20 protein-coding genes are annotated in these 21281 nt (G+C 59.9%); 7 read left to right on the top strand and 13 right to left on the bottom strand.

The window, feature by feature from the left end; all coding sequences use genetic code 11:
- Positions 1-42: 42 nt before the first annotated feature.
- The 5 genes from HX868_RS11700 to puuE form a co-directional block, all read right to left on the bottom strand.
- Positions 43-1344, bottom strand: a complete 1302-nt coding sequence (locus HX868_RS11700; protein ID WP_177002971.1) for a urate hydroxylase PuuD — start codon at positions 1342-1344, stop codon at positions 43-45.
- A gap of 51 nt (positions 1345-1395) precedes the next feature.
- The gene (locus HX868_RS11705) at positions 1396-1899 is read right to left on the bottom strand and encodes an ureidoglycolate lyase (protein ID WP_028617272.1); all 504 of its coding nucleotides are present in this window, start codon (positions 1897-1899) and stop codon (positions 1396-1398) included.
- Positions 1900-2020: 121 nt separating this feature from the next.
- The gene (gene alc / locus HX868_RS11710) at positions 2021-3016 is read right to left on the bottom strand and encodes an allantoicase (protein ID WP_028617271.1); all 996 of its coding nucleotides are present in this window, start codon (positions 3014-3016) and stop codon (positions 2021-2023) included.
- Between the two features lie 41 nt (positions 3017-3057).
- Entirely contained in the window at positions 3058-3573 is a 516-nt protein-coding gene (gene uraD, locus HX868_RS11715) for a 2-oxo-4-hydroxy-4-carboxy-5-ureidoimidazoline decarboxylase (RefSeq protein WP_177002972.1), read from the bottom strand.
- Positions 3570-4496, bottom strand: coding sequence for an allantoinase PuuE (puuE, locus tag HX868_RS11720; RefSeq protein ID WP_177002973.1), 927 nt, complete (start codon positions 4494-4496; stop codon positions 3570-3572). The genes uraD and puuE overlap by 4 nt, the downstream gene beginning before the upstream one ends.
- Before the next feature lie 345 nt (positions 4497-4841).
- Between puuE and uraH the strand changes: the two genes are divergently transcribed.
- Both uraH and HX868_RS11730 read left to right on the top strand, forming a co-directional pair.
- Positions 4842-5195: a hydroxyisourate hydrolase gene (uraH, locus tag HX868_RS11725; RefSeq protein ID WP_028617268.1), complete on the top strand. Its 354-nt coding sequence runs from the start codon at positions 4842-4844 to the stop codon at positions 5193-5195.
- Between the two features lie 154 nt (positions 5196-5349).
- Positions 5350-10605: a dermonecrotic toxin domain-containing protein gene (locus HX868_RS11730; protein ID WP_246355517.1), complete on the top strand. Its 5256-nt coding sequence runs from the start codon at positions 5350-5352 to the stop codon at positions 10603-10605.
- Here HX868_RS11730 and HX868_RS11735 read toward each other — a convergent pair.
- The 3 genes from HX868_RS11735 to HX868_RS11745 form a co-directional block, all read right to left on the bottom strand.
- Positions 10592-11227 (bottom strand): LysE family translocator, encoded by a 636-nt coding sequence (locus tag HX868_RS11735; protein ID WP_177002974.1) that lies wholly within the window; start codon positions 11225-11227, stop codon positions 10592-10594. The genes HX868_RS11730 and HX868_RS11735 overlap by 14 nt on opposite strands.
- Positions 11228-11238: 11 nt before the next feature.
- Positions 11239-12585, bottom strand: a complete 1347-nt coding sequence (locus HX868_RS11740; protein WP_177002975.1) for a solute carrier family 23 protein — start codon at positions 12583-12585, stop codon at positions 11239-11241.
- Between the two features lie 177 nt (positions 12586-12762).
- Positions 12763-13194 (bottom strand): MarR family winged helix-turn-helix transcriptional regulator, encoded by a 432-nt coding sequence (locus HX868_RS11745; RefSeq protein ID WP_177002976.1) that lies wholly within the window; start codon positions 13192-13194, stop codon positions 12763-12765.
- 81 nt (positions 13195-13275) lie between these two features.
- Here HX868_RS11745 and HX868_RS11750 point away from each other — a divergent pair, with 81 nt between their 5' ends.
- On the top strand, positions 13276-14442 hold the full coding sequence (locus HX868_RS11750; protein ID WP_177002977.1) for an aminotransferase-like domain-containing protein: 1167 nt from the start codon (positions 13276-13278) through the stop codon (positions 14440-14442).
- Positions 14443-14452: 10 nt separating this feature from the next.
- Positions 14453-15055, top strand: coding sequence for a glutathione S-transferase family protein (locus HX868_RS11755; protein WP_095017071.1), 603 nt, complete (start codon positions 14453-14455; stop codon positions 15053-15055).
- 74 nt (positions 15056-15129) lie between these two features.
- Here HX868_RS11755 and HX868_RS11760 read toward each other — a convergent pair whose 3' ends face one another.
- Positions 15130-16017, bottom strand: a complete 888-nt coding sequence (locus HX868_RS11760; RefSeq protein WP_177002978.1) for a LysR family transcriptional regulator — start codon at positions 16015-16017, stop codon at positions 15130-15132.
- Positions 16018-16142: 125 nt separating this feature from the next.
- Here HX868_RS11760 and HX868_RS11765 point away from each other — a divergent pair, with 125 nt between their 5' ends.
- The 3 genes from HX868_RS11765 to HX868_RS11775 are packed head-to-tail and all read left to right on the top strand — an operon-like array spanning position 16143 to position 19076.
- Positions 16143-17435, top strand: a complete 1293-nt coding sequence (locus tag HX868_RS11765) for a CitMHS family transporter (protein WP_016976366.1) — start codon at positions 16143-16145, stop codon at positions 17433-17435.
- Between the two features lies 1 nt (position 17436).
- Complete coding sequence (locus HX868_RS11770) at positions 17437-18762, top strand: acyclic terpene utilization AtuA family protein (RefSeq protein ID WP_177002979.1); 1326 nt, start codon at positions 17437-17439, stop codon at positions 18760-18762.
- Entirely contained in the window at positions 18759-19076 is a 318-nt protein-coding gene (locus HX868_RS11775; RefSeq protein ID WP_177002980.1) for an AtuA-related protein, read from the top strand. Before HX868_RS11770 ends, HX868_RS11775 begins: the two co-directional genes overlap by 4 nt.
- A 95-nt stretch (positions 19077-19171) precedes the next feature.
- Here HX868_RS11775 and HX868_RS11780 read toward each other — a convergent pair whose 3' ends face one another.
- The 4 genes from HX868_RS11780 to HX868_RS11795 all read right to left on the bottom strand — a co-directional run bounded on the left by HX868_RS11780 (position 19172) and on the right by HX868_RS11795 (position 21222).
- The gene (locus HX868_RS11780; protein ID WP_095017066.1) at positions 19172-19543 is read right to left on the bottom strand and encodes a glutathione S-transferase N-terminal domain-containing protein; all 372 of its coding nucleotides are present in this window, start codon (positions 19541-19543) and stop codon (positions 19172-19174) included.
- Between the two features lie 101 nt (positions 19544-19644).
- Positions 19645-20190 (bottom strand): GTP cyclohydrolase I FolE, encoded by a 546-nt coding sequence (gene folE, locus HX868_RS11785; protein ID WP_003236739.1) that lies wholly within the window; start codon positions 20188-20190, stop codon positions 19645-19647.
- A 78-nt stretch (positions 20191-20268) separates the two neighbouring features.
- Positions 20269-20826 (bottom strand): Smr/MutS family protein, encoded by a 558-nt coding sequence (locus tag HX868_RS11790; RefSeq protein ID WP_177002981.1) that lies wholly within the window; start codon positions 20824-20826, stop codon positions 20269-20271.
- Positions 20827-20901: 75 nt separating this feature from the next.
- Positions 20902-21222, bottom strand: a complete 321-nt coding sequence (locus HX868_RS11795) for a hypothetical protein (RefSeq protein WP_028617257.1) — start codon at positions 21220-21222, stop codon at positions 20902-20904.
- Between the last annotated feature and the right edge of the window lie 59 nt (positions 21223-21281).

Here is a 21281-nt window from a genome sequence, read left to right on the forward strand (position 1 = left end):
CTTCGCGAGCAAGCTCGCTCCTACAGAGGGGATGCGTCAGAGCTAGTTGGTACGAGCCCCCTGATTGATCCAGGTCCCAATCAGATCCCGCTCCTGCTGGGTCATCTGGGTGATGTTGCCCAACGGCATGATCTGGCTCGCCACGGCTTGCGCTTGAATGCGCGCGGCCTGCTGCTGGATCTGTGCCGGTGTATCAAACATCACTCCAGCCGGTGCGGTGCTGAACAGCGGGCTGGTGGGCTTGGCCGAATGGCAGACGGTGCAGCGCTGCTCGATCACGTTGTGGACCTGGCCGAAATCCGTGGTGGCCTGGGCCGGTGACGGTTCAGCCGCCGGAGCGGCGGGTGCGGCCGGTGCAGCGGGTTTCAAGCCACCACCCAACGCCGTTTCCGGCAATGGCTGGTACTCGATGGCAGCGGGCGCCTTGGCCACTTCCGGGGCGGTCGACACCGGTTTTGGTCCGGTGACGTACGCCAGGCTGATCATCGCCAACGCGCCTACCGGCAACGTCCACGCATATTTCTGGCTGTTGTGACGGGTGTTGAAATAGTGCCGTACCAGCACCGCCGCCACCGCGATACCCGCCAGGATCAGCCAGTTGTATTGGCTGCCGTAGGTGCTCGGGAAGTGGTTGCTGATCATGATGAACAGCACCGGCAAGGTGAAGTAGTTGTTGTGACGTGAACGCAACAAGCCTTTGGCCGGCAGTGCCGGGTCTGGCGTGCGGTTCTCGGCGATTGCCGCCACCAACGCGCGTTGCGCCGGCATGATGATGCGGAACACGTTACCGACCATGATGGTGCCGATCACCGCCCCCACGTGCAGGTAGGCGCCACGGCCACTGAACACTTTGCTGAAGCCGTACGCGGCGGCAATCAACAGCACGAACAGGATGAAGCCGAGCAGGGCAGGGCGTTTGCCCAGGGCCGAGTCGCAGAGGAAGGAGTAGATGAACCAGCCGGCGAACAATGAGCCAATGCCCAGCAATACGCCTTCCGGACCACTGAGGCTGCTGCCCGGGGCCAGCAGGTACAAGGTCGGGTTCCAGTAGAACACCACGCACAGCAGCGCAATACCGGACATCCAGGTAAAATAGGCTTCCCACTTAAACCAATGCAGGTTGTCCGGCATGGTCGGCGGGGCCAGTTTGTATTTTTCCAGGTGGTAGATACCGCCACCGTGGATCGCCCACAAGTCACCGGCCAGGCCGCTCTTGGGGTTGACGCGATTGAGGTTGTTTTCCAGCCAGACGAAGTAGAAAGAAGCGCCGATCCACGCGACGCCCGTGATCATGTGAACCCAGCGCACGCTCAGGTTCAGCCATTCCATCAAATGTGCTTCCACAGTCTTTACCTCTCGCCTGTCACCCTTGTTGTCGGGTGATCAGACCTTCTCTTATTGGTGGGGGGCGAGGATCAACCGCTCATCCTCTTTGAAAAAATGCTCATCGCAGTTATTGCCTGTGCCACTGCGATCAACCACCAGGAAGTCATCCCGCTTTTCGATCGTCAGCACCGGGTGGTGCCAGACGCCGCGATGGTAATTAATGCCCTGCCTGCCGTTGGTGACGAAGGCGCGGACCAAGCCCGATACAGGTTCATCGCCAAGTGGCGCGACCACGATCAGAAAGGGGTTGCCGAGCAGCGGAATGAAAGCCTGGCTGCCCAGCGGGTGTCGTTCCAGCATGCACACGGTCAGCGGCATATCCTGCGCGTCGGCGCGGAAGATGCTGATGATGGCGTTGTCCTCAGGCTTGGCGGTTTCCACCGTGGCCAGTTTGTGAAAGCGCATGGTCGACCCGTTGTTGATCATGAAGTGATCGCTGCCGTCGGTTTCGATAACGTCTCCGAAAGGGGCGAAGGCTTCTTTGGTCAGGGGTTCGATCATCAGTGTGCGCATGGCTGTCTTCTTAATCTTTTGAATGGTGTGATTTCTGTGTAGGAGTCCGGCTTGCCGGCGATTGCAATCTTGAGGACGCCATCGCCGGCAAGCCGGGCTCCTACAGGTTCGGGGTCAGTGCTTACTTGGCTACTTTACCGAGGACCCGCAGGCGGCTCACGCCACCATCCGGGAACACATTCAGGCGGATGTGAGTAATCGGGCCCAGCGCCTTGATCTGCTCGGCAAACGTGTGTTCAGCGTGCATTTCCAGTTTCTGCGCCGGCAGCAGTTCGCGCCAGAACAGCGATTGGGTTTCGATCTGGCTGTCGGTGCCACCCTTCACGAAGGCGCCCTGGATCGAGCAGGTGTCCGGGTAGTTGCCCTTGAAGTGCAGGGTGTCGACGATGATCTTCTCGATCTCGCCCGGATGGCCCAGCGCCACAATCACCCAGTCATTGCCAGGTGTACGACGACGCGCGGTTTCCCAGCCGTCGCCCATGTTGATGCCACGGCCTGGGTTGAGGATGTTGCTCATGCGACCGAAGTGTTCATCGGAGCAGGCCAGGGCACGACCACCGTTGAGTGCGGCAGCCAGGTCGACCTGTTCGTTGTCGCCCACCGAGGACCAGTCGCGGAACGGCACGCCGTACACACGCAGACGGGCCACGCCGCCATCCGGGTAGATGTTGAAACGCAGGTGGCTGAACGCCTGGTCGTTGTTGATCTCGTGGTAGTGGTGGCTGTTGCCTTGCAGCTCGACGGCCGACAGCACTTCCACCCACTGGGTCTTGTCATCCGGCTCGCCCGACGCCAGGAAGCAAGCTTCCAGGGAAGCCGACGGCGGGAAGTTGCCGGTGAAGAATGAAGTGTCGATGTCCACGCCTTTGATGCTGCCCGGCACACCCAGGCGGATCACAGCGCTGTCGTAGCCTTCGAAGCGCTTGCGGCGCGACTCCCAGCCGTCCATCCACTTGCCGTTGTCATCGAAAACGCCCTCCTTCCACACGGCCGGGGTCGGCTGGAACAGGCGGTTGGCGTCGGCGAACCAGTCATCGGTGACGGAGATGATCTTGGTGCCCAGGCGGGCGTCGGCCAGGTTGACGAACTTTTCGAAAGGTACGGCGTAAGCTTTCATTCTTCTTGTCTGCCTTAAAGAGAGTGGCTGGGGATGGTCGTTTAGAGGGTCAGTAATCGGAACAACGCGATCTTGTTGATCTCGGCCAGTGCGCACTTGAACTCGGTGTCCACCGAGTTGTGGATGCGCGTTTCAAACGCGGCCAGGATCTGGTGCCGGTTGCTGCCTTTTACCGCCATGATGAAGGGAAACTTGAACTTGGCCTTGTAGGCATCGTTCAGCTCGGTGAAGCGAGAAAACTCTTCGGCCGTGCATTGGTGAATCCCCGCGCCAGCCTGTTCATCAGTGCTGGCTTGGGTGAGTTGGCCCTGGACGGCAGCTTTGCCGGCCAGGTCCGGGTGAGCGTTGATCAGCGCCAACTGGCTGGCATGATCGGCGCTCAACAGGATGTCGCTCATGCGCTGGTGCAGGGTTTCGATCTGGTCGATCGAGGCGTCCTGGCCCAGGTCGTAGGCCTTTTCGGCTACCCATGGCGAATGTTCGTAGATATCGGCGAAGGCTGCGACGAATGCATCGCGGCTCAGGGTCGACGGTTTCAAGGTGTGAAACGCAGTCATTTCGCGGCTCCCGTGTACGGGTGGGTGTCGTGCCAGTGACGGGCAATGTCCACGCGACGAGTGAACCACACCTGTTCGTGACCTTTGACGTATTCAATGAACCGCTTCAACGACGCCAGGCGCGCCGGGCGGCCGATCAGGCGGCAGTGCAGGCCAATGGAAAGCATCTTCGGTGCCTCGGCGCCTTCGGCGTAGAGCACGTCGAACGCGTCCTTGAGGTATTCGAAGAAGTCATCGCCCTTGTTGAAACCCTGCACCTGGGTGAAGCGCATGTCGTTGGTGTCCAGGGTATAAGGGATTACCAGGTGCGGCTTGCCGGTGGGGTTGTTGGGTTCCCAGTAGGGCAGGTCGTCGTCGTAGGTGTCGCAGTCGTAGAGGAAGCCGCCTTCCTCCATCAGCAGGCGCCGGGTGTTGGGGCCGGTGCGGCCGGTGTACCAGCCCAGTGGGCGTTCGCCGGTCAGCTCGGTGAGGATGCGGATGGCTTCGAGCATGTGCTCGCGTTCCTGGGCCTCGTCCATGTACTGATAGTCGATCCAGCGGTAGCCGTGACTGCAGATCTCATGGCCAGCCTCGACCATCGCGCGGATCACATCCGGATGGCGCTGAGCGGCCATAGCCACGGCGAAGATGGTCAGCGGGATATCGAATTCTTTGAATAATTTGAGGATGCGCCACACGCCAGCACGGCTGCCGTACTCGTACAGCGACTCCATGCTCATGTTGCGTGCGCCTTGCAGCGGCTGGGCCGAGACCATTTCCGAGAGGAAGGCTTCGGACTCTTTGTCGCCGTGCAGGATGTTGCGCTCGCCACCTTCTTCGTAGTTGAGTACGAAAGACAGCGCAATGCGCGCCTTGCCCGGCCAGTGGGGGTGAGGAGGGTTACTGCCGTAACCGATCAGGTCGCGTGGGTAGTCAGCGCTCACTGCAGTCTTCCTTCTTGTTCGTCGTGTTAGCGATGAGTGATTGTATACAACTTATCGCGCACTTTGTAAGCCTACATTTCTGCATTTTTTCGGCAGGGCTCTAGATGAATGGTGTAGCAAGAAACTTGCCTGGTTGGTCAGCTAATGGACAAAAGGTCGTTCAAAAGCAAGGATGACTGGCCGATTGCTCCATTAAGCAATGACGCTGGGAGACTTCAAAGGTTTGTGATTTTTATTGTGTACAATTTTTTTAAAAAGTGTCTTAATCAGCCATCGCCGGCTTTTTCGCTGCCCTGAAAAAGTGCGGATCACTCTTCTACTGACTATGGGAGGCGCGTAGACGCCATGGGACGTTTGACCACACACGTTTTGGATGCTGCACACGGCTGCCCCGGCAGCGCGATCAAGGTTGAGCTGTACCGCGTCGAAGGCGCGCAGCTGGAACTGGTCGCCACCGCCGTCACCAACAGCGACGGCCGTTGCGACGCGCCCTTGTTGCAGGGCGATGATTACCGCAGTGGTGTGTACCAACTGCAATTCAGCGCTGGCGACTACTACCGCGCCCGTGGCGTGCAGCTGCCTGAACCGGCCTTCCTGGATGTGGTGGTCCTGCGCTTTGGCATCAGCGCCGAACAGGATCACTACCATGTCCCGCTACTGATTTCGCCCTACAGCTACTCCACCTATCGCGGTAGCTAGCGTCACCTCGCTTCACACCCCCAAAGCTCTTCGTTGGTTTTCGCCCGCCCACACTGCGGGCTTTTTTATGCATGTTGTGCAGTGAATTATTTAGCGCCTTTTGACTATCGGCGATGCCTAGGCTGAGTGTTTTCATCATCAAGTAGAAAACATCATGACCTCGCCGTTCGTCTCACCGATCACTCCAGAACCAGCGGGCCCCTTGTCCGATCCCGATGACCCGTTGGTCGCTGCCGAAGCCGCGTCACAGGCTATGCGTGACCAACTGACCCGACGGATTAACGCGCATGCCTACCCCAGTCGGTTGATCAATCAAATCGTGCGTGCCGATGCGCGGATTGACGAGAGGGCGAAGGTGCTTGCCCACTTGATCGGGCGTTCGCCCAAAGTCTTGACCGTCATTCGCACTGCACTGCGCGAAGCATTCGCGTTGGACCCGGATACCCTATTGTTTACCGAACCCAAGCCGCCGTCCCTACCCAACCGGGTCGACAGCCTGACTGATCGGGCGCTGCAGTTACTGGTAATGCCCACTGTGGTGATCAACCTCAATCAATTCACTGCGCTCAGCATTAAAGACGAACCGAACAGCAAGTTGCCCTATACCCCCTTGGATGCAATACGCCGTGTGATTGCGATGAGGCTTCCAGAGCGGTTGGCCTACGCGGCGACTGCGTATTGGGACACCCTGGCGCAAGGTTCCTGGCGCACGCGCCGGGAGCTATGGGTGGAGCAGCACAAAGAGCTGTTCGCAGACCGGGCTTTTCTGGCCCGACAGTTGGACGAGCTGTCAACTGCCGCCATGACCATGGTCAAAGCCCTCATCGATGCCCCCACGGCAAGCGCGCGCCAGCGTGCCGGTGGGCAATGGGCCAGTGTGCGAGTGGGTCAACTGATGTGGCCGGGGACGCCTGCGGTAATAATCCCCGGGGCATTGCACCTGTTCTGTGAGGGTGACCCGACCGATACCCCCCATGTCATGTACCTGCCGGGTGTGGCGCGCAACTTTTATGAGTACTCATCCTTTGAGGCGCTTCAGTGCGGCGCGCTGGAGTTGGGGAACTCACGGTTCCACGACCTTTGGCAATGCTTGCCGCTAAGCCGTCGTAATACGCTGTGCCGTCCGGCGCAATTGCCGCCGATGGCGGGGATTGTTCGCGGCTTGGAGGTGTTGGACGATGCGCTGGCGGTCGGAGCCCAGGCGCTGTTGACCGGGCAATGGAGCAACGAGCTGGCCTGCGCCGTGAAGATCAACGAGGCGTTCGTGTTCTCCACAGTACGGCCGCGGCCGCAACCACCTGGCGCCGAATCTTTTCTGACGCAGGTGGAGGGGGCCAGGAGGCAACTGATCGGCACTTCTAGGCTTAGCGACGTGGGTGATCAATTGCTCATATGGGACCGGCAGAGACGGCATGAAGAAATCATTTTTGGCAGTGCGGTGTTCGACCTGGCGTTGGGTACCGCAGAGCGTCAGGCCAAGCGCTACGAGAAAGGCCTGGTCGCGCTGCTGACCCCAGATGACCCCAGTGCGGATACGGTGGCCTATAACGTAGTCCTGTTGCTCGGGCGTCAAATCAAAGAACATACCCAGGCCTTGAATGCACTGCTGCAAGACGCCGGCCAGCGGCTGTTAGAGTTGGCTTTTTGGGTTGAGCGTCCCGGGGGGGCGGGTACTCCCAGGCGCGCGTCGTTGTTCATACACGCGCAAACCGAGGCCCTGCGTCATGAGGTTGAGCTGCACTATCGGCTCAAGCTGATCCATACGGCGCATCGGGACTTGATGACCGAGGTGCTGAACCAGCCTCTGCCTACCAAACGCGCGGGCAGCGAAACCCGAGTGCTGTCGATTGCCGTGGGCAGCGAGCCAGACGCGTTTTGTACGCTGCTAAACGTGTGGGTGGTGACCACGGCGGCGGCGGTGCGGGTTCCTACGCGCCAGCATGCGGTGGTGCTCTATGCGTTCGGCAAGGATGGCGGAGTACTGGCTTTTGCCGGGCTCGATGCGCTGACGCGCAGCCTGAAGGCGAGCTTGCGCAGCCTTGACGACTCCGTACTATGGGGCTGTGTAGACCGCGATAAGCGCGCCGACCTGCGTCGCCATGCGGCCCGAGAAACGCTGGGTGTGCGCTACGTTGAAATGAACGGCAAGCCTGCGCTGATGATGCTGAAAAAACTGCTTGGCTCCTGCGACCGCCTGCTTAAGAGCCGCGAAGACATCACGCGAATTTTCAGTGAAGTGACGGATGCCGAGGTCAGCCGCTCGTTGTTGATACTTGAGCTGGAAGATCAATTGAAGGTTCCCGCCAATAACGCCTTCAGCCAGGCTCAGGCCAATGTTGAGTTGCTGCGCACCGCACACGCCCAAGCAAAGCAGTTTCCTCCATGGTTGATCCAGGCGACGCGTGTCCAGCGTAAACACTTCAAGCACTGGCAACGGGTGTATCTCATCAGCGCCTTTGCATTTAACACTCGCCTTGAACACGACTTGCCGGATCTGGAAACGTTCGCCCGCCGCCGCCTGATCACCCGTTTGGGCCAGGACGGCTTTCCTGCGGACTTGGATATCGATCTACCTTTTATTGAGATGCCCGATGATGTGTCCGGCTCCTTCTGTGGGTGGTATAGCAGCAGCTGCCCCGTGGGAGATCGGAGTATAAAATATACGCCTAGTGCTACACGTACGACCTTCAGTCTGCTGCAATTGACGCTGCATAACCTCGACCCCTTGGCGCCTTGGACGCGCTGGAGACTCAACCGTGCTCGCTACCTGCAGCCCGATTGGAAAAAAAGGCTCAATGCGGATTATCTGATCTCGATGGTCTCCTCGTTGGATATCGGCGGCCAATACGACGCATTGATCAACGAGGTCTTTTACCCACGTGCAGACGCCGCAGGGCGCATACCCCGATTATTGAATCGTACGCTGAGGGCCGGTTTCAAATACCATCTTTTCTGTGCGATCCAACAAGGGCTGACGCCGGATGCACAGAGCATATTCAACACCGCCATGGCTGCACGCACGCCACAGGATTTGTTGAAAAACCAGCACCAGTTGCAACTGCACGTGGTTTATCTGGTAGGGCACACGATGAAGCACGACCGCTATATCGCCGGGATAGTGGTTGTTCAGGACAAGCACTCCGAGCTGTGCGTGGTCTACTGGCCCGAAGCGCCGGGCACCTTGGCCCTCACCGAATACAACAGCCTGCAACAGGCCACTGAGGCGTTGAACCGTCTTGGCGCATTGCCGGAAAACCTCAAGGCACTGGCGCAGCAGGTCGCCCCCGGCTGGGCGTTTGAGGCGCTCCCGCTGCCTGTACAGGAAGTTGATCTGTTGGCCGAAGCAGGAAACTATCTTTACATGATGTCGCCCGGAAGTCGTGTGAGACATGCAATTGTGGCGGGGCTCAAGATTATTCGCTCATTCTCCATCAAGCACCTTGAGCCAGCGGTGCAGTTTGATGAAATTGAAGCCGTCGTCCGCGAACAGATTGCCAGTGATCCGCAAGCCTGGCTGGCTGTTACTCCCATCCCCCACAGCGATACCCAGGCATTGTTGTTTCGCGCCAGCGTGTTCGGCCTGCAAAGCCGGACTCAAGCGATGAGCCATTCCGGCAAGGCATTGGAGCAGTATCGAGCCAGTCGCCTGGGGGAGCAAAGCGAAGCCCGCGCAAGGGCATTGGTGGGTTTAATCTTTCCGTTCTACGCATTGTTTAATGACTTCTATGAGTTATTGCTCGTTTCGCGGCGCTACCACCACTATGGCGATCCTAACGATGCCGCCGAAGTGGCTTTCAGAACTACTTTTCTGGTGATCGACATATTAATGAGCGTTGTACCCGGCCCTAAAAAAGTGTGGCGCGGTGCAGTTCGTGTTGGGCGGCCCGCATTGACAGCTGTGTTGGGGCGCATTCACCGCTCACGGATGAAGGCGCACACCGGGTCTGCGCTCCCTGCGACCCAGCTGACGGCGTTGCAGCGGTTCAAAGTCGAGGGGGTGCCCGAAGGTGCAGTGGCATTGAGAGGGCCGGGTGAAAGCGGGGTATATGTGAAAAATGGCGAGCTGTTTATGGCCGATGATACTCATCACTATCCGCTCTACCGGCGCGGCAACGAACAGTCATTGCGGTTCAAGAATACGCAGGCAGCGGGGCAGGATGAACTGATTCTGAACATCCATGAACCCAAACAATGGCTACTCAGTGCGGATGCCCCGCAGCCAGTGGCGGGGCCGAGTTCGGGCGTTCTCAACCCATGGAGGCCGCCCGTGCCGCCGCCGCCGGATTGGCAGCCAGCGGCCGTTCGCAGTGTTACGGAAGACGCCATTCGTCAGTCAATGGCGACGTCTGACCATTGGTTAGACTGGCGTACCCAGCCTCAGAATACGCAGATGACTTCCCCAGCGCCTGGGGTGTTTTACAATGCGTTGGATACCCGAGGATATCCGCACAATCTCCTGCGGATAGCCCCCCCTGATACCGGCTTGCCAGATCTGTGGAGCGGTTATTACAGGCTGCTCCCGCAAGGTGATCAGGCGCCGTTGGACCGCATCGTGTTTATCCACAGGAATGAGCCACTGGTTTCATCGGCCAGTTTAACTATCGAAGGTTGGACAAGCACGAGGTTGCTTGAGCAGCCTTTTCCGGCGTCACGTACCGCTGCGGGTGACTGGCAGATCCATGAACCGTTGTTCGATCGGCCTTTGTCGGAGTATGTGCGCACAGCGTTTCCCACCATGACACGCAGAAGCCGCCATTTGGCAGCTCAAAGAATGATTCAGTTAGCTGACCCCGAGTACTCGCCAACGGCAACCCACATGCTCAATGTCCGTGCGACGTTAGACAGTTGGCTGCCCCCGGCGCCTGCCTGGTCTGGCCAGACGGATGATTTACTGAGAATGCTACGGCCCACCGACAGGCGACGCCGAACGATATTCATCAGTCGAGAAGACAAGGCATCTGCCTTCACACGAGTTGACTTCAGGATCTCCGACCTAGATCCCATACTACGTCCCGATCACTCCACGCTGGCAGTTCAGCGTGCCGTTAAAATGCGCGAGGCAATCACGCGCGTCCTGCAGCAGCAGGGTTTCGATGTGGAGGAGGTGTTGGTGATGCATCATAAAATGTCCACGCATGAATTAATCGCGACTCATCCTCTTTCCAATTCAAACAATCTCTACTACGTGTCCGTCCATTGGGTTTACGGAGGGTCGATCCAGTTGGACACGCGGCTGACGAATCAGTGGTTCAATGAGACATTCAAGCGCAACCCGGGTGTGCAGGCATTGGCAGGCGTCAAAACCGCCATGAGGGAAAAGCGTCTGATCCGGATCGTTGCAGGCATTCAGTGGAGCAACGAAGGAGCGAGCCGACCCACTGTTTATTTCGCCAAAGTCAGTCCATCCTAGCCTTGAGCAACGCCATCGCGCCGGCGCCCCCGAATAACCCGGCACTGACGCGGTTGAACCAGCTCTGGCCATCGCCGCTGCGCAGGTAGCGCGCAGCGCCCTGTGCACCGAAGCCATAGGCCAATTTGCAGAGCAAATCGAGCACGGTCCAAGTGGCGATCATGAGCAGCAGTTGCGATAGGAACGGTAGCTCATTGCTGAGAAACTGCGGCAGGAAGGCAGCAAAGAACAGAATGTCCTTGGGGTTACTGGCGCCCAGTACAAAGGCGCGGCCAAACAAGGCGCGAAAACGCGGCGTCGCAATGGCCTGGGGCACTACCGCGCCTTGCGCCGGCTGACGCGATTGCTGCCAGCTCTGCCAGGCGAGGTAAAACAGGTAGAGCGCGCCGACAATTTTCAAGGCGCTGAACACCTGCTCGGAGGCCAGTAGCAGAGCGCCCAGGCCCAGGGCCGAGGCGCTCAACAGGCAGATCGAGGCAAACACCCCACCGAGAAACGCTGGATACGAACGGCGCAGGCCGAAGTTGAGACTGTTGCTGATCATCAGCAATGACAGGGGCCCCGGGATCAGGATCACCACCAATGCCGCGCCGCTGAACAGTAGCCAGGTTTCCAGGTTCATCCGTTACTCCTTTATAGAAATATGAATTTGGCGATAAAGATCGCGCACAGCACCCATAGGCTGACGGAAATCTCACGGTACTTGCCAGTGCCGGCCTTGAGCGCCACGTACGTGATAAAGCCCAGGGCAATACCGTCAGCAACCGAAAACGTCAGCGGCATCATGATTGCCGTGACGATCGCGGGAATGCTGTCGGTGGCTTCATCCCAATTGATATGGGCCATGCTCGCCATCATCAGCATCGCAACGTAAATCAGCGCACCGGCGGTGGCATATGCCGGGATCATGCCGGCCAGCGGTGCAAAAAACATCGCCGCCACAAACAGCACGCCCACGGTCACGGCGGTGAGCCCGGTGCGACCGCCAGCGGCCACGCCAGCAGCACTTTCCACATAGCTGGTGACCGGTGGCACACCGACCATCGCACCAAACACACTGGAGGCACTGTCGGCCTTCAATGCACGGGAGAGGTTATCGATCTTGCCCTCGGCATTGACCAGCCCGGCCCGTTGCGCGACGCCCATCAGTGTACCTGCAGTATCGAACATGTGTACAAAAAGAAAGGCAAATACCACGCTAATCATGCTGACATTGAATACACCATTAATGTCCATGGCCATCCAGGTCGGCGCCAGGCTCGGCGGTGTAGACACCATGCCGTTGTAATGCACCAGGTCCAGCCCCCAACCAGCGAGTGTTACGGCGATGATGCTGATCAGGATCGCGCCGAACACACGGTGGTAGCTGAGGATGGCGATCAGCAGAAAGCATACGGCCGCCAGCAGTGGCGCGGGTTCATGCAGTGAACCGAGCTTGATCAGCGTGGCCGGGCTGTCGACGATGATGCCGGCGGTTTTCAGGCCGATCACCCCTAGGAACAGGCCCACGCCCGCGCCCATGGCATGACGCAGGCTGACGGGAATGCTGTTGAGCAACCATTCACGCACCCGCGAGAGCGTCAGGCCCATGAACAGCACGCCGGAGATAAACACCGCACCCAACGCGGTTTCCCAGGTGTAACCCATGGTGCCGACCACGGTGTAGGTGAAGAACGCGTTCAAACCCATGCCCGGCGCCAGGCCCACCGGCCAGTTGGCGTACAGGCCCATCAATAGGCAACCCAGCGCGGCGGCGATACAGGTGGCGACGAACGCCGCGCCGTGGTCAATGCCGGCGTCGGCCATGATGTTGGGGTTGACGAAGATGATGTAGGCCATGGTGATGAAGGTGGTGAGGCCGGCGATCAGCTCGGTCTTCACTGTGGTGCCATGCAAGCTGAGCTTGAACAGGCGTTCTAGCCAACTGTTATTAGGCGGGGCGATGTCCAGCGTAGGGGCTTCGGATTTGCGGCTATCCACAGCGAGTACTCCTCAAGAGTTTTATTGTTATTTCCAGCGCAGGTCACGGATGTGGGCAACAGCGCTTTGAGGTACTGGCGGGTTTTGTTGACCAATAGGTCAGGAACTCGCACGAGGCGAATTATGCTTTTGTATACAAATAAAGCAAATAATGTTTTCGAATAGCGGTGTGAAGGGCTAGTTCGCGCTCAATGCCTGATTGACAGCCAGCCATCCTGTCACCGCTTCTTCGCCCGCCTCGCTGAAGGCGCGTTGCAACAGTTTCACCTGTTCGCGGCGCAGTGACTGTTCGAAGCGCAGGCCTTCCTCGGTCAATTCCAGCAGGCGTTTACGCTTGTCGGTCTCGGACGCAACGCTGTTCACCAGGTGCATTTCCTGCAATTGGCGCAGCGGAATGTTCAGTGCTTGTTTACTCACGCCGAGCAATTCCAGCAGTTGTTTCACGCTCAAGGCCGGGTAGCGCGCGATAAAAAACACAATGCGCTGATGCACCCGGCTCAGGCCACGGCGCTCCAGCATTTCGTCGGCCTTGGCGGTAAACGCCTGGTAGCCGAAGAAGAACGCTTCCATGGCGGCTTGCTGGGCGGTGGGGTTTTTAAGGTCAAGCATATTGACGTATCCGTATAAGTCGTCGTAATTTCGGTCAACCAGTTTGACGTATTTCCCACAGGCTTCGCTACCGGTGACCTTATGGCCTTCTCTGAACGTGTTACGCGCCTCAAAAGCTCCTTGATCCGTGAAATCCTCGCGGCAGCCCAGCGCCCGGAAGTGATGTCGTTCGCCGGTGGCCTGCCGGCCGAAGCCGTGCTGCCCGCGCTGAACTGGGACGACATGCCCCTCAACATCGGCCAATACGGCATGAGCGAAGGCGAGCCACAGTTGCGCGAATTGCTTGCCGCCGAAGCGCGCGCACTCGGCGTGCCGTGCCAGGCAAGCCAGGTGCTGGTGGTCAGCGGTTCCCAGCAAACACTGGACCTGGCGGCCAAGCTGTACATCGACAAAGGCACGCAGATCCTGCTGGAAGGCCCGACCTACATGGCCGCGTTGCAGATCTTCCAACTGTTCGGCGCCGATTGCCTTACCGTGCAACTGGAAGCCGATGGCCCGAACCTGGCCGCGTTGCGCGCCAACCTCGAACGCCATCGCCCGGCATTCATCTACCTGATCCCGACCTTCCAGAATCCTTCCGCCGTGCGCTACAGCGAAGCCAAGCGCGAAGCCGTCGCCGCGTTGCTCGATGAGTTCGGCGTGACCCTGATCGAAGACGAGCCCTACCGCGAACTGACCTTCGACGGCGGCAGCGCCAAACCCATCGTCGGGCGCCTGAAAAAAGCCAGTTGGATCTACACCGGCACCGTGTCCAAGACCCTGTTGCCCGGCCTGCGCGTGGGCTACTTGATCGCCAGCCCGGACCTGTTCCCGCATCTGCTCAAGCTCAAGCAATCGGCCGACCTGCACACCAACCGCGTCGGCCAATGGCAGGCGATGCAGTGGATCGGCAGCGAAAAATACCAGGAGCACCTGGTGGAGCTGCGCAGTTTTTACCGCCAGCGCCGCGATGCATTCCAGGCTGCGCTAGAGTGTCACTTCGCCGATCTGGCCGACTGGCAAGTGCCCCAAGGTGGATTATTCTTCTGGCTGACCTTGAAACAGCCACTCGACACCCGCACCTTGTTGGCGCAAGCGCTGGAACAGAATGTCGCGTTCATGCCCGGTGAACCGTTCTTTTCCGAGCCGGACCAGCATCACGGTTCGTTGCGCCTCAATTTCAGCCATATCGACCCGGCCCGCCTCGACGAAGGTCTCAAGCGCCTGGCCGCGGTGGTCCGTCAAGCACAGCACGCGCAAGCGGCATAAGGGGAGCCCCATGTACAAGGTTTATGGCGATTACAAGTCGGGCAACTGCTACAAGATCAAATTGATGCTCAGCCTGCTGGGCATCCCGTATCAATGGATCGATGTGGACATCCTCAAGGGTGACACCCAGACCGCCGAATTCCTGGCGAAGAACCCCAACGGCAAGATCCCCGTGCTGGAACTGGAAGACGGCACCTGCCTGTGGGAGTCCAACGCGATCCTCAACTTCCTGGCCGATGGCAGTGAATTCCTGCCGTCCGAGCCGCGCCTGCGCACCCAAGTGCTGCAATGGCAGTTCTTCGAGCAGTACAGCCACGAGCCGTACATTGCGGTGGCGCGGTTTATCCAGTTTTACCTGGGGCTGCCCGAGGATCGCCTGGAGGAATACAAGAAGCTGCACAAGGGCGGCTACAAAGCGCTCAAGGTCATGGAGCGTCAATTGCAGCTGACGCCGTACCTGGTGGGCGATCAGTTCTCCATCGCCGATGTAGCCTTGTATGCCTACACCCATGTGGCGAATGAGGGTGGTTTTGAGTTGGAAGCTTATCCGGGTGTTCAAGCCTGGTTGGCGCGAGTGGCCAGCCATCCCAAGCATGTCGCCATGTTGGACTGAGCACCCTGATCTGTAGGAGCCCGGCTTGCCGGCGATAGCGTTTTCAGGGGCGCCATCGCCGGCAAGCCGGGCTCCTACAGGGATCGCAACTCTGTATTCAGCAGGTCGAAACACCGCTGCGCCGCCGGGCTCAGGCTCATCCCGCTACGTGTGATCAACCCGATCTCCCGGTTCACGCCGGGATGATCGATGTGGATGCGCTTCAATCCTTCCAGGCTGTCTGCCGCCGATTCCGGCAGCACACTGATCCCCAGCCCCTGGCGCACCAGGGCCAACACCGTGGACATGTAGTTGGCCTCCATCCCGGCGTTCATTGTCAGGCGCGTCTCATCGAACAACGCATCCACTTGCTCGCGCACGCTGCTGTCGCGGCCGGTGAGGATGATCGGCTGGTCGGCCAATTGCTCCAGGGTCAGTTGGCGGTGGCGGCTGAGAGGATGGTCCACCGGCACAAACGCACACAGGCGATCATTCAACACCGGCACGAATTCCAGGCCATGGCTGAGCCGTGCACGCACGCCGATACCGAAATCCACCTCGCCGGAGCGCACCTGGGCATGAATGCGATGGGCCACCAGGTCATGCAGGCGCACTTCGATTCCGGCAAAGCGCTCGCGAAACAAGCGTAGAACCGGCGGCAAACTGCCGGCGCACACCGAGGGCAGGGCGGCGATGGTGACCACGCCCCGGCGCAGGGCGGCGAGGTCGCGGGAGCCGGTGACGATGTTGTCCAGGTCCAGCAGCAGTTTTTCCATGGGGCCGCGCGCGTCCTGGCCGGCGGCGGTGAGGCTGACGTGGCGCGGGCTGCGGTCGAGCAGGGCGACGCCAAGCCAGTCTTCCAGTTGCTGCACCTGCACCGTCAGCGCCGAAGGTGACAGATGCAGCTCATTGGCAGCCTTGGTGAAGCTGCCGGTGCGAGCCACTGCAAGAAACGACTGAATGTGTTGGATGCTGTTTTTCATAAGAGCAGCTTCATTTTGTTTTTCCGAACACTAGCGGGTGAATATTCCAATTTACAAAGACTAACCCGCTTCCAATACTCCGGGTAAAACAATAACCGGCCACCAAGGCCGCTCTGGAGTAACCCATGCTCGCTACCCTGGGTGTCATCACCATCCTGTGCCTGCTCGCTGCCGTCATGAGCAAACGCCTCTCGCCACTGGTGGCCCTGATCGCCTTGCCGATCATCGCCGCGTTGCTCGGCGGGTTCGGCCTGCAAACCAGCGCCTTCATCATCACCGGTATCAAGAACGTCGCCCCTGTGGTGGGCATGTTTGTGTTCGCGATCCTGTTTTTCGGGATCATGACCGATGCCGGCATGCTCGACCCCATCATTGATCGCATCCTGCGCACGGTCGGCACGCGTCCTACACGCATTGTCGTAGGCACCGCGACCTTGGCGCTGCTGGTGCATTTGGATGGCTCTGGTGCGGTGACCTTTCTGGTGACGGTGCCGGCAATGCTGCCGCTGTATACGCGGCTGGGCATCGACAAACGTATCCTCGCCTGTGTTTGCGCGATGGCGGCCGGGGTCAACTTCTTGCCGTGGACCGGCCCGGTGCTGCGCTCGTCGGCCGCGCTGCATGTGCCGGTGGCGGACTTGTTCCAACCACTGATCCCGGTGCAAATCGTCGGCCTGATCTTCGTTTTCGCCTGCGCCTGGTGGCTCGGCCGTCGCGAAGAAAAACGCTTGGGTCTCGGCGCCGGCTCTACTGTGGATGCGGTGCCGCAACGGGTACTGAGTGACGATGACATCAAGCTGCGTCGCCCGCGCCTGTTCTGGGTGAACCTGATCCTGACCGTGCTGGTGATGGTGGTGATGATTGCCGGCTGGGTCGATCCGGTGGTGATGTTCATGCTCGGCACCGTGGTGGCGCTGTGCATCAACTACCCGAACGTTGATGCCCAGCGCGCCCGCATCGACGCCCACGCCAAGACCGCCCTGACCATGGCCAGCATTCTGCTCGCCGCCGGGGTGTTCACCGGCATCATGCAGGGCACCGGCATGCTCAAGGCGATTGCCGAAGTGGCGGTAGCGCAGATTCCGGCCGGCCACGGCAAGTTGATTCCGGCGGTGGTGGGCTTTATCTCCATGCCGCTGAGCATGTTGTTTGACCCGGATTCCTACTATTTCGGCGTGATGCCGGTGATCGCCGAAGTCGGCAAGGCCTTGGGCGTGGACCCGCTGCAAGTGGCCCAGGCCTCGCTGCTGGGCGTGCACACCACTGGCTTCCCGGTCAGTCCGCTGACCCCCGCGACCTTCCTTTTGGTGGGCCTGTGCAAGATCGAGCTGGCTGATCACCAGCGCTTCACCATTCCGTTTCTGTTTGCCGCGTCGGTGTTGATGACCCTGACCGCGTTGCTCCTGGGAGTTATTTGAGATGAAAACCTTGCGCATCGGTTCCGGCGCCGGCTATTCCGGCGATCGTATCGAACCTGCCGTGGAACTGGCCGAGCAGGGCGACCTGGATTACCTGGTGTTCGAATGCCTGGCCGAACGCACGATTGCTTTGGCGCAACAGGCGCGGATCAGCGATCCCGAGGGCGGTTACGACCCGTTGCTGAGCGAGCGCATGCGCCGCGTGCTGCCGTTTGTGGGCGTGAAGGCCGGGCGTCGCCGCCTGCGGGTGATCACCAATATGGGGGCGGCCAATCCGGTGTCGGCGGCCAATGAAGTGCGGCGAATTGCGCGTGAACTGGGCCTTGCGCTCAAGGTGGTCGCGGTGGTCGGCGATGACGTGTTGGATGTGTTGAAGCCTGACTTTCTGCTGGATAACGGCCAGACGGTCGGCGCCTTGGGTGAGCGGCTGATTTCCGCGAATGCCTACTTGGGCGTCGACGGCATTCTGCAGGCGTTGCACGCGGATGCCGACGTGGTGATCACCGGGCGCGTTGCCGACCCTTCGCTATTCCTTGCGCCACAGATGTTTGAATTCGGCTGGGCAGCGGACGATTGGCAGCGTTTGGGGCGTGGCACGCTGGTGGGGCATCTGCTTGAATGCGCCGGGCAAGTCAGCGGCGGCTATTTCGCCGATCCGAGTTTCAAGGATGTGGAGGACTTGGCGCGCCTGGGTTTCCCCTTGGCCGAGATCGCTGAGGACGGTGAGGCGGTGATTACCAAGGTGGGTGGGTCCGGCGGGCGGGTCAGCTGTGCGACGTGCACGGAGCAACTTATCTATGAAGTGCACGACCCGGCGGCTTATCTCACGCCTGACGTAACGGCGGATTTTTCCCAAGTGGGGTTTGTGGCGGAGGGCGTTGATCGCGTTCGCGCCCAAGGTGCAGACGGTCGTGCGCGCCCCGAACAGCTAAAGGTCAGCGTCGGCTATCTGGACGGTTGGATTGGAGAGGGGCAGATGTCCTACGGTGGTCCCGGTGCTGTCGCACGGGCGCAGCTGGCGCGGGATGTCGTCCTCAAGCGGCTCGAGTTGATGGGCGTAAGGATGCAGGAGGTGCGTGCCGAGCTGATTGGCGTGGACTCGCTCCACGGCCCGCGCAGTACAGTCGAGCCTTGGGAAGTGCGCCTGCGCGTGGCGGCTCGCTGTGACGATCGCGGTGAGGCGATACGCGTGGGCAATGAAGTGGAAACCCTCTACACCAACGGCCCGTCGGGCGGCGGCGGCGCCAGCAAAAGCGTGCGTCAGGTGGTGGCGGTGGCGTCGTTGTTGCTGCCGCGCGATAAGGTCAACCCGAGGATCGAAGCATGAAGCTGCAGATGCTGGCCCATTCCCGCACTGGGGATAAGGGCGATACGTCGAACATTTCGATCATTGCCTATCGTGTCGAGGATTACCCACTGCTCTGCGAACAGTTGACAGCCGAGCGTGTGGCCGAGTTTTTCGCGGGGTTGCGTGAGCCCGGCGCAGCGCCTGTTCGGCGCTATGCATTGCCGAATGTGCAGGCGCTCAACTTCGTGCTGCCGGGCATCCTGCGCAGTGGCGTCACCCGTTCGTTGGCGTTGGATGCCCATGGCAAGTGCCTAGGGTCTGCGCTGCTGGATCTGGATATCAACGATCTGTAGGAGCCCGGCTTGCCGGCGATGAGGCCCCACCGGCAGGCGGCGATCTTTTCGGACGCCATCGCCGGCAAGCCGGGCTCCTACAGGTGGGGGGGCTGTCAGACTGCTGCGAAACGCTTATCGAGGTAATCAATGATCACCTTGGAGTCATACATCCAGGTGGTCTGGCCATTCTCTTCGATACGCAGGCACGGCACCTTGATCTTGCCGCCTTGCTCCAGCAGGGTCTGACGGTCCTGTTCGTTGTTCTTCGCATCTTTCAACGCCACCGGTACGTTCAGGCGGTGCAGGGTACGGCGCGTCTTCACGCAGAATGGGCAAGCGTGGAACTGATACAGCGTCAGCTCCTTGGCCGCTGCATTCACCTGTGCCTGTTGCTCGGCGGAACGCTGCTTTTTGCGTGGGCGGGTAAGAAAGTCGCCCGCGATGATGACGTGGCCGAGGCCCACTCGAAGTGCTTTGACGAACATGGCTGAAACCTCTTGCCCATGAAGAAGGGGCCGCAGCTTACCTCAATTTTGCAGGCGAAAAAAAACCGGCGATGAACGCCGGTTTTTTTGTGCGCAGCCTGTTACTTGATCAGGCTGAGGAATTCGCTGCGGGTGGCCGCGTTTTCGCGGAACTCACCCAGCATCACCGAGGTGATCATCGACGAATTCTGCTTCTCCACACCGCGCATCATCATGCACATGTGCTTGGCCTCGATCACCACGGCAACGCCCAGGGCGCCGGTCACTTGCAACACGGCATCAGCGATCTGGCGGCTGAGGTTTTCCTGGATCTGCAGGCGGCGTGCGTACATGTCGACAATCCGCGCAACCTTGGACAGGCCCAGCACTTTGCCGCTCGGGATATAGGCCACGTGGGCCTTGCCGATGAACGGCAGCAGGTGGTGTTCGCACAGCGAGTACAACTCGATGTCCTTGACCAGCACCATTTCGCTGTTGTCGGAGCTGAACAAGGCACCGTTGGTGACTTCTTCCAGAGTCTGCTCATAGCCGCGGCAGAGGTACTGCATCGCTTTGGCGGCACGCTTTGGCGTGTCGAGCAGGCCCTCGCGGGAAACGTCCTCGCCGAGTTGGCCGAGGATCGCGGTGTAATTCTGTTCCAGGGACATGAAACTACCTGTGGGATTTTCGCAAAGCGCAAGGTTACGGTGGCGGGCACATCGCTGCAAGCCTGACGATGGCACTTGTTACTCGTCGCGCCCTTCCATCATGGTGCGCTTGAGCATCACATACACCGCCCCCGCGCCGCCATGGCGGGCCTGGCATGAGGTAAAGCCGAGCACCTGGGCATGCTGGCGCAGCCAGGTGTTGACGTGGCTTTTGATCATGGGGCGCTTGCCGTCCAGCCGCACGGCCTTGCCGTGGGTGACGCGTACGCAGCGGATTTCGAACTTGGTGGCTTCAGCCAGGAAGGCCCATAGGGTTTCCCGGGCTTTTTCGACATTCATGCCATGCAGGTCAAGGCTGCCTTCGAACGGGATCTGGCCAGCCTGGAGCTTGCGCATCTGGCTTTCCTGCACGCCGTCGCGGGCCCACATCAGCTCGTCTTCCGGGCCGACGTCGATCACGAACTGGTCCGACAGGCCGTCCACGGTGGTGGCGTCAGTGCGCACGGTCGCGGCCTGGCGCAGCTTGGCGATCTGCGCGCGGTCGGCCTTGGGTTTGCCGGTGTCGGCGCGGTCGTGCTTGATCGGCTTGACGCCGCGCAGCTCGTTTTTGAACAGGGAAAAATCGTCGTCTTGCATGTTGGCCTCCGCGAAGGGCGGGCAGTTTACCTAAATCGCGGCGGCCAGGGCGCAGGAAACGCTATTCAAGCGCCATCAGTCGTGCTTTTTCATCAGGTGTGAAGCGATGTTCAGCGACAACGGTTGACGCATCTTCCGACGGCTGCGCCGCCATAACCATACGCCCAACCACAGCACCAGCAGCCCGATCACCAACAAAATCGCCGAGCCGCCAGGGCTGGCATTCAATTCACCAAGGGCTGGCGAGTGACCAAACAAACCGGCGCCACCAGCGCCGGCCAACAGCAAACCAACTATCGCCAGCAACGCGGCAATGCCGGCTACCAGGCGCAGACGCCAGTTGCTCGGGCCCTTGGGGCGCAAGCGACGAGCGTCAAAACCATCGGATATCTTCATTCCGACCTTTCCTCCAGGGTATCGGCCCTTCGACCGGACAATACACAGGTTGTTCCGGG

The sequence above is a fragment of the Pseudomonas reactans genome, assembly GCF_013385825.1.
Classification (GTDB): Bacteria; Pseudomonadota; Gammaproteobacteria; order Pseudomonadales; family Pseudomonadaceae; genus Aquipseudomonas; species Aquipseudomonas reactans.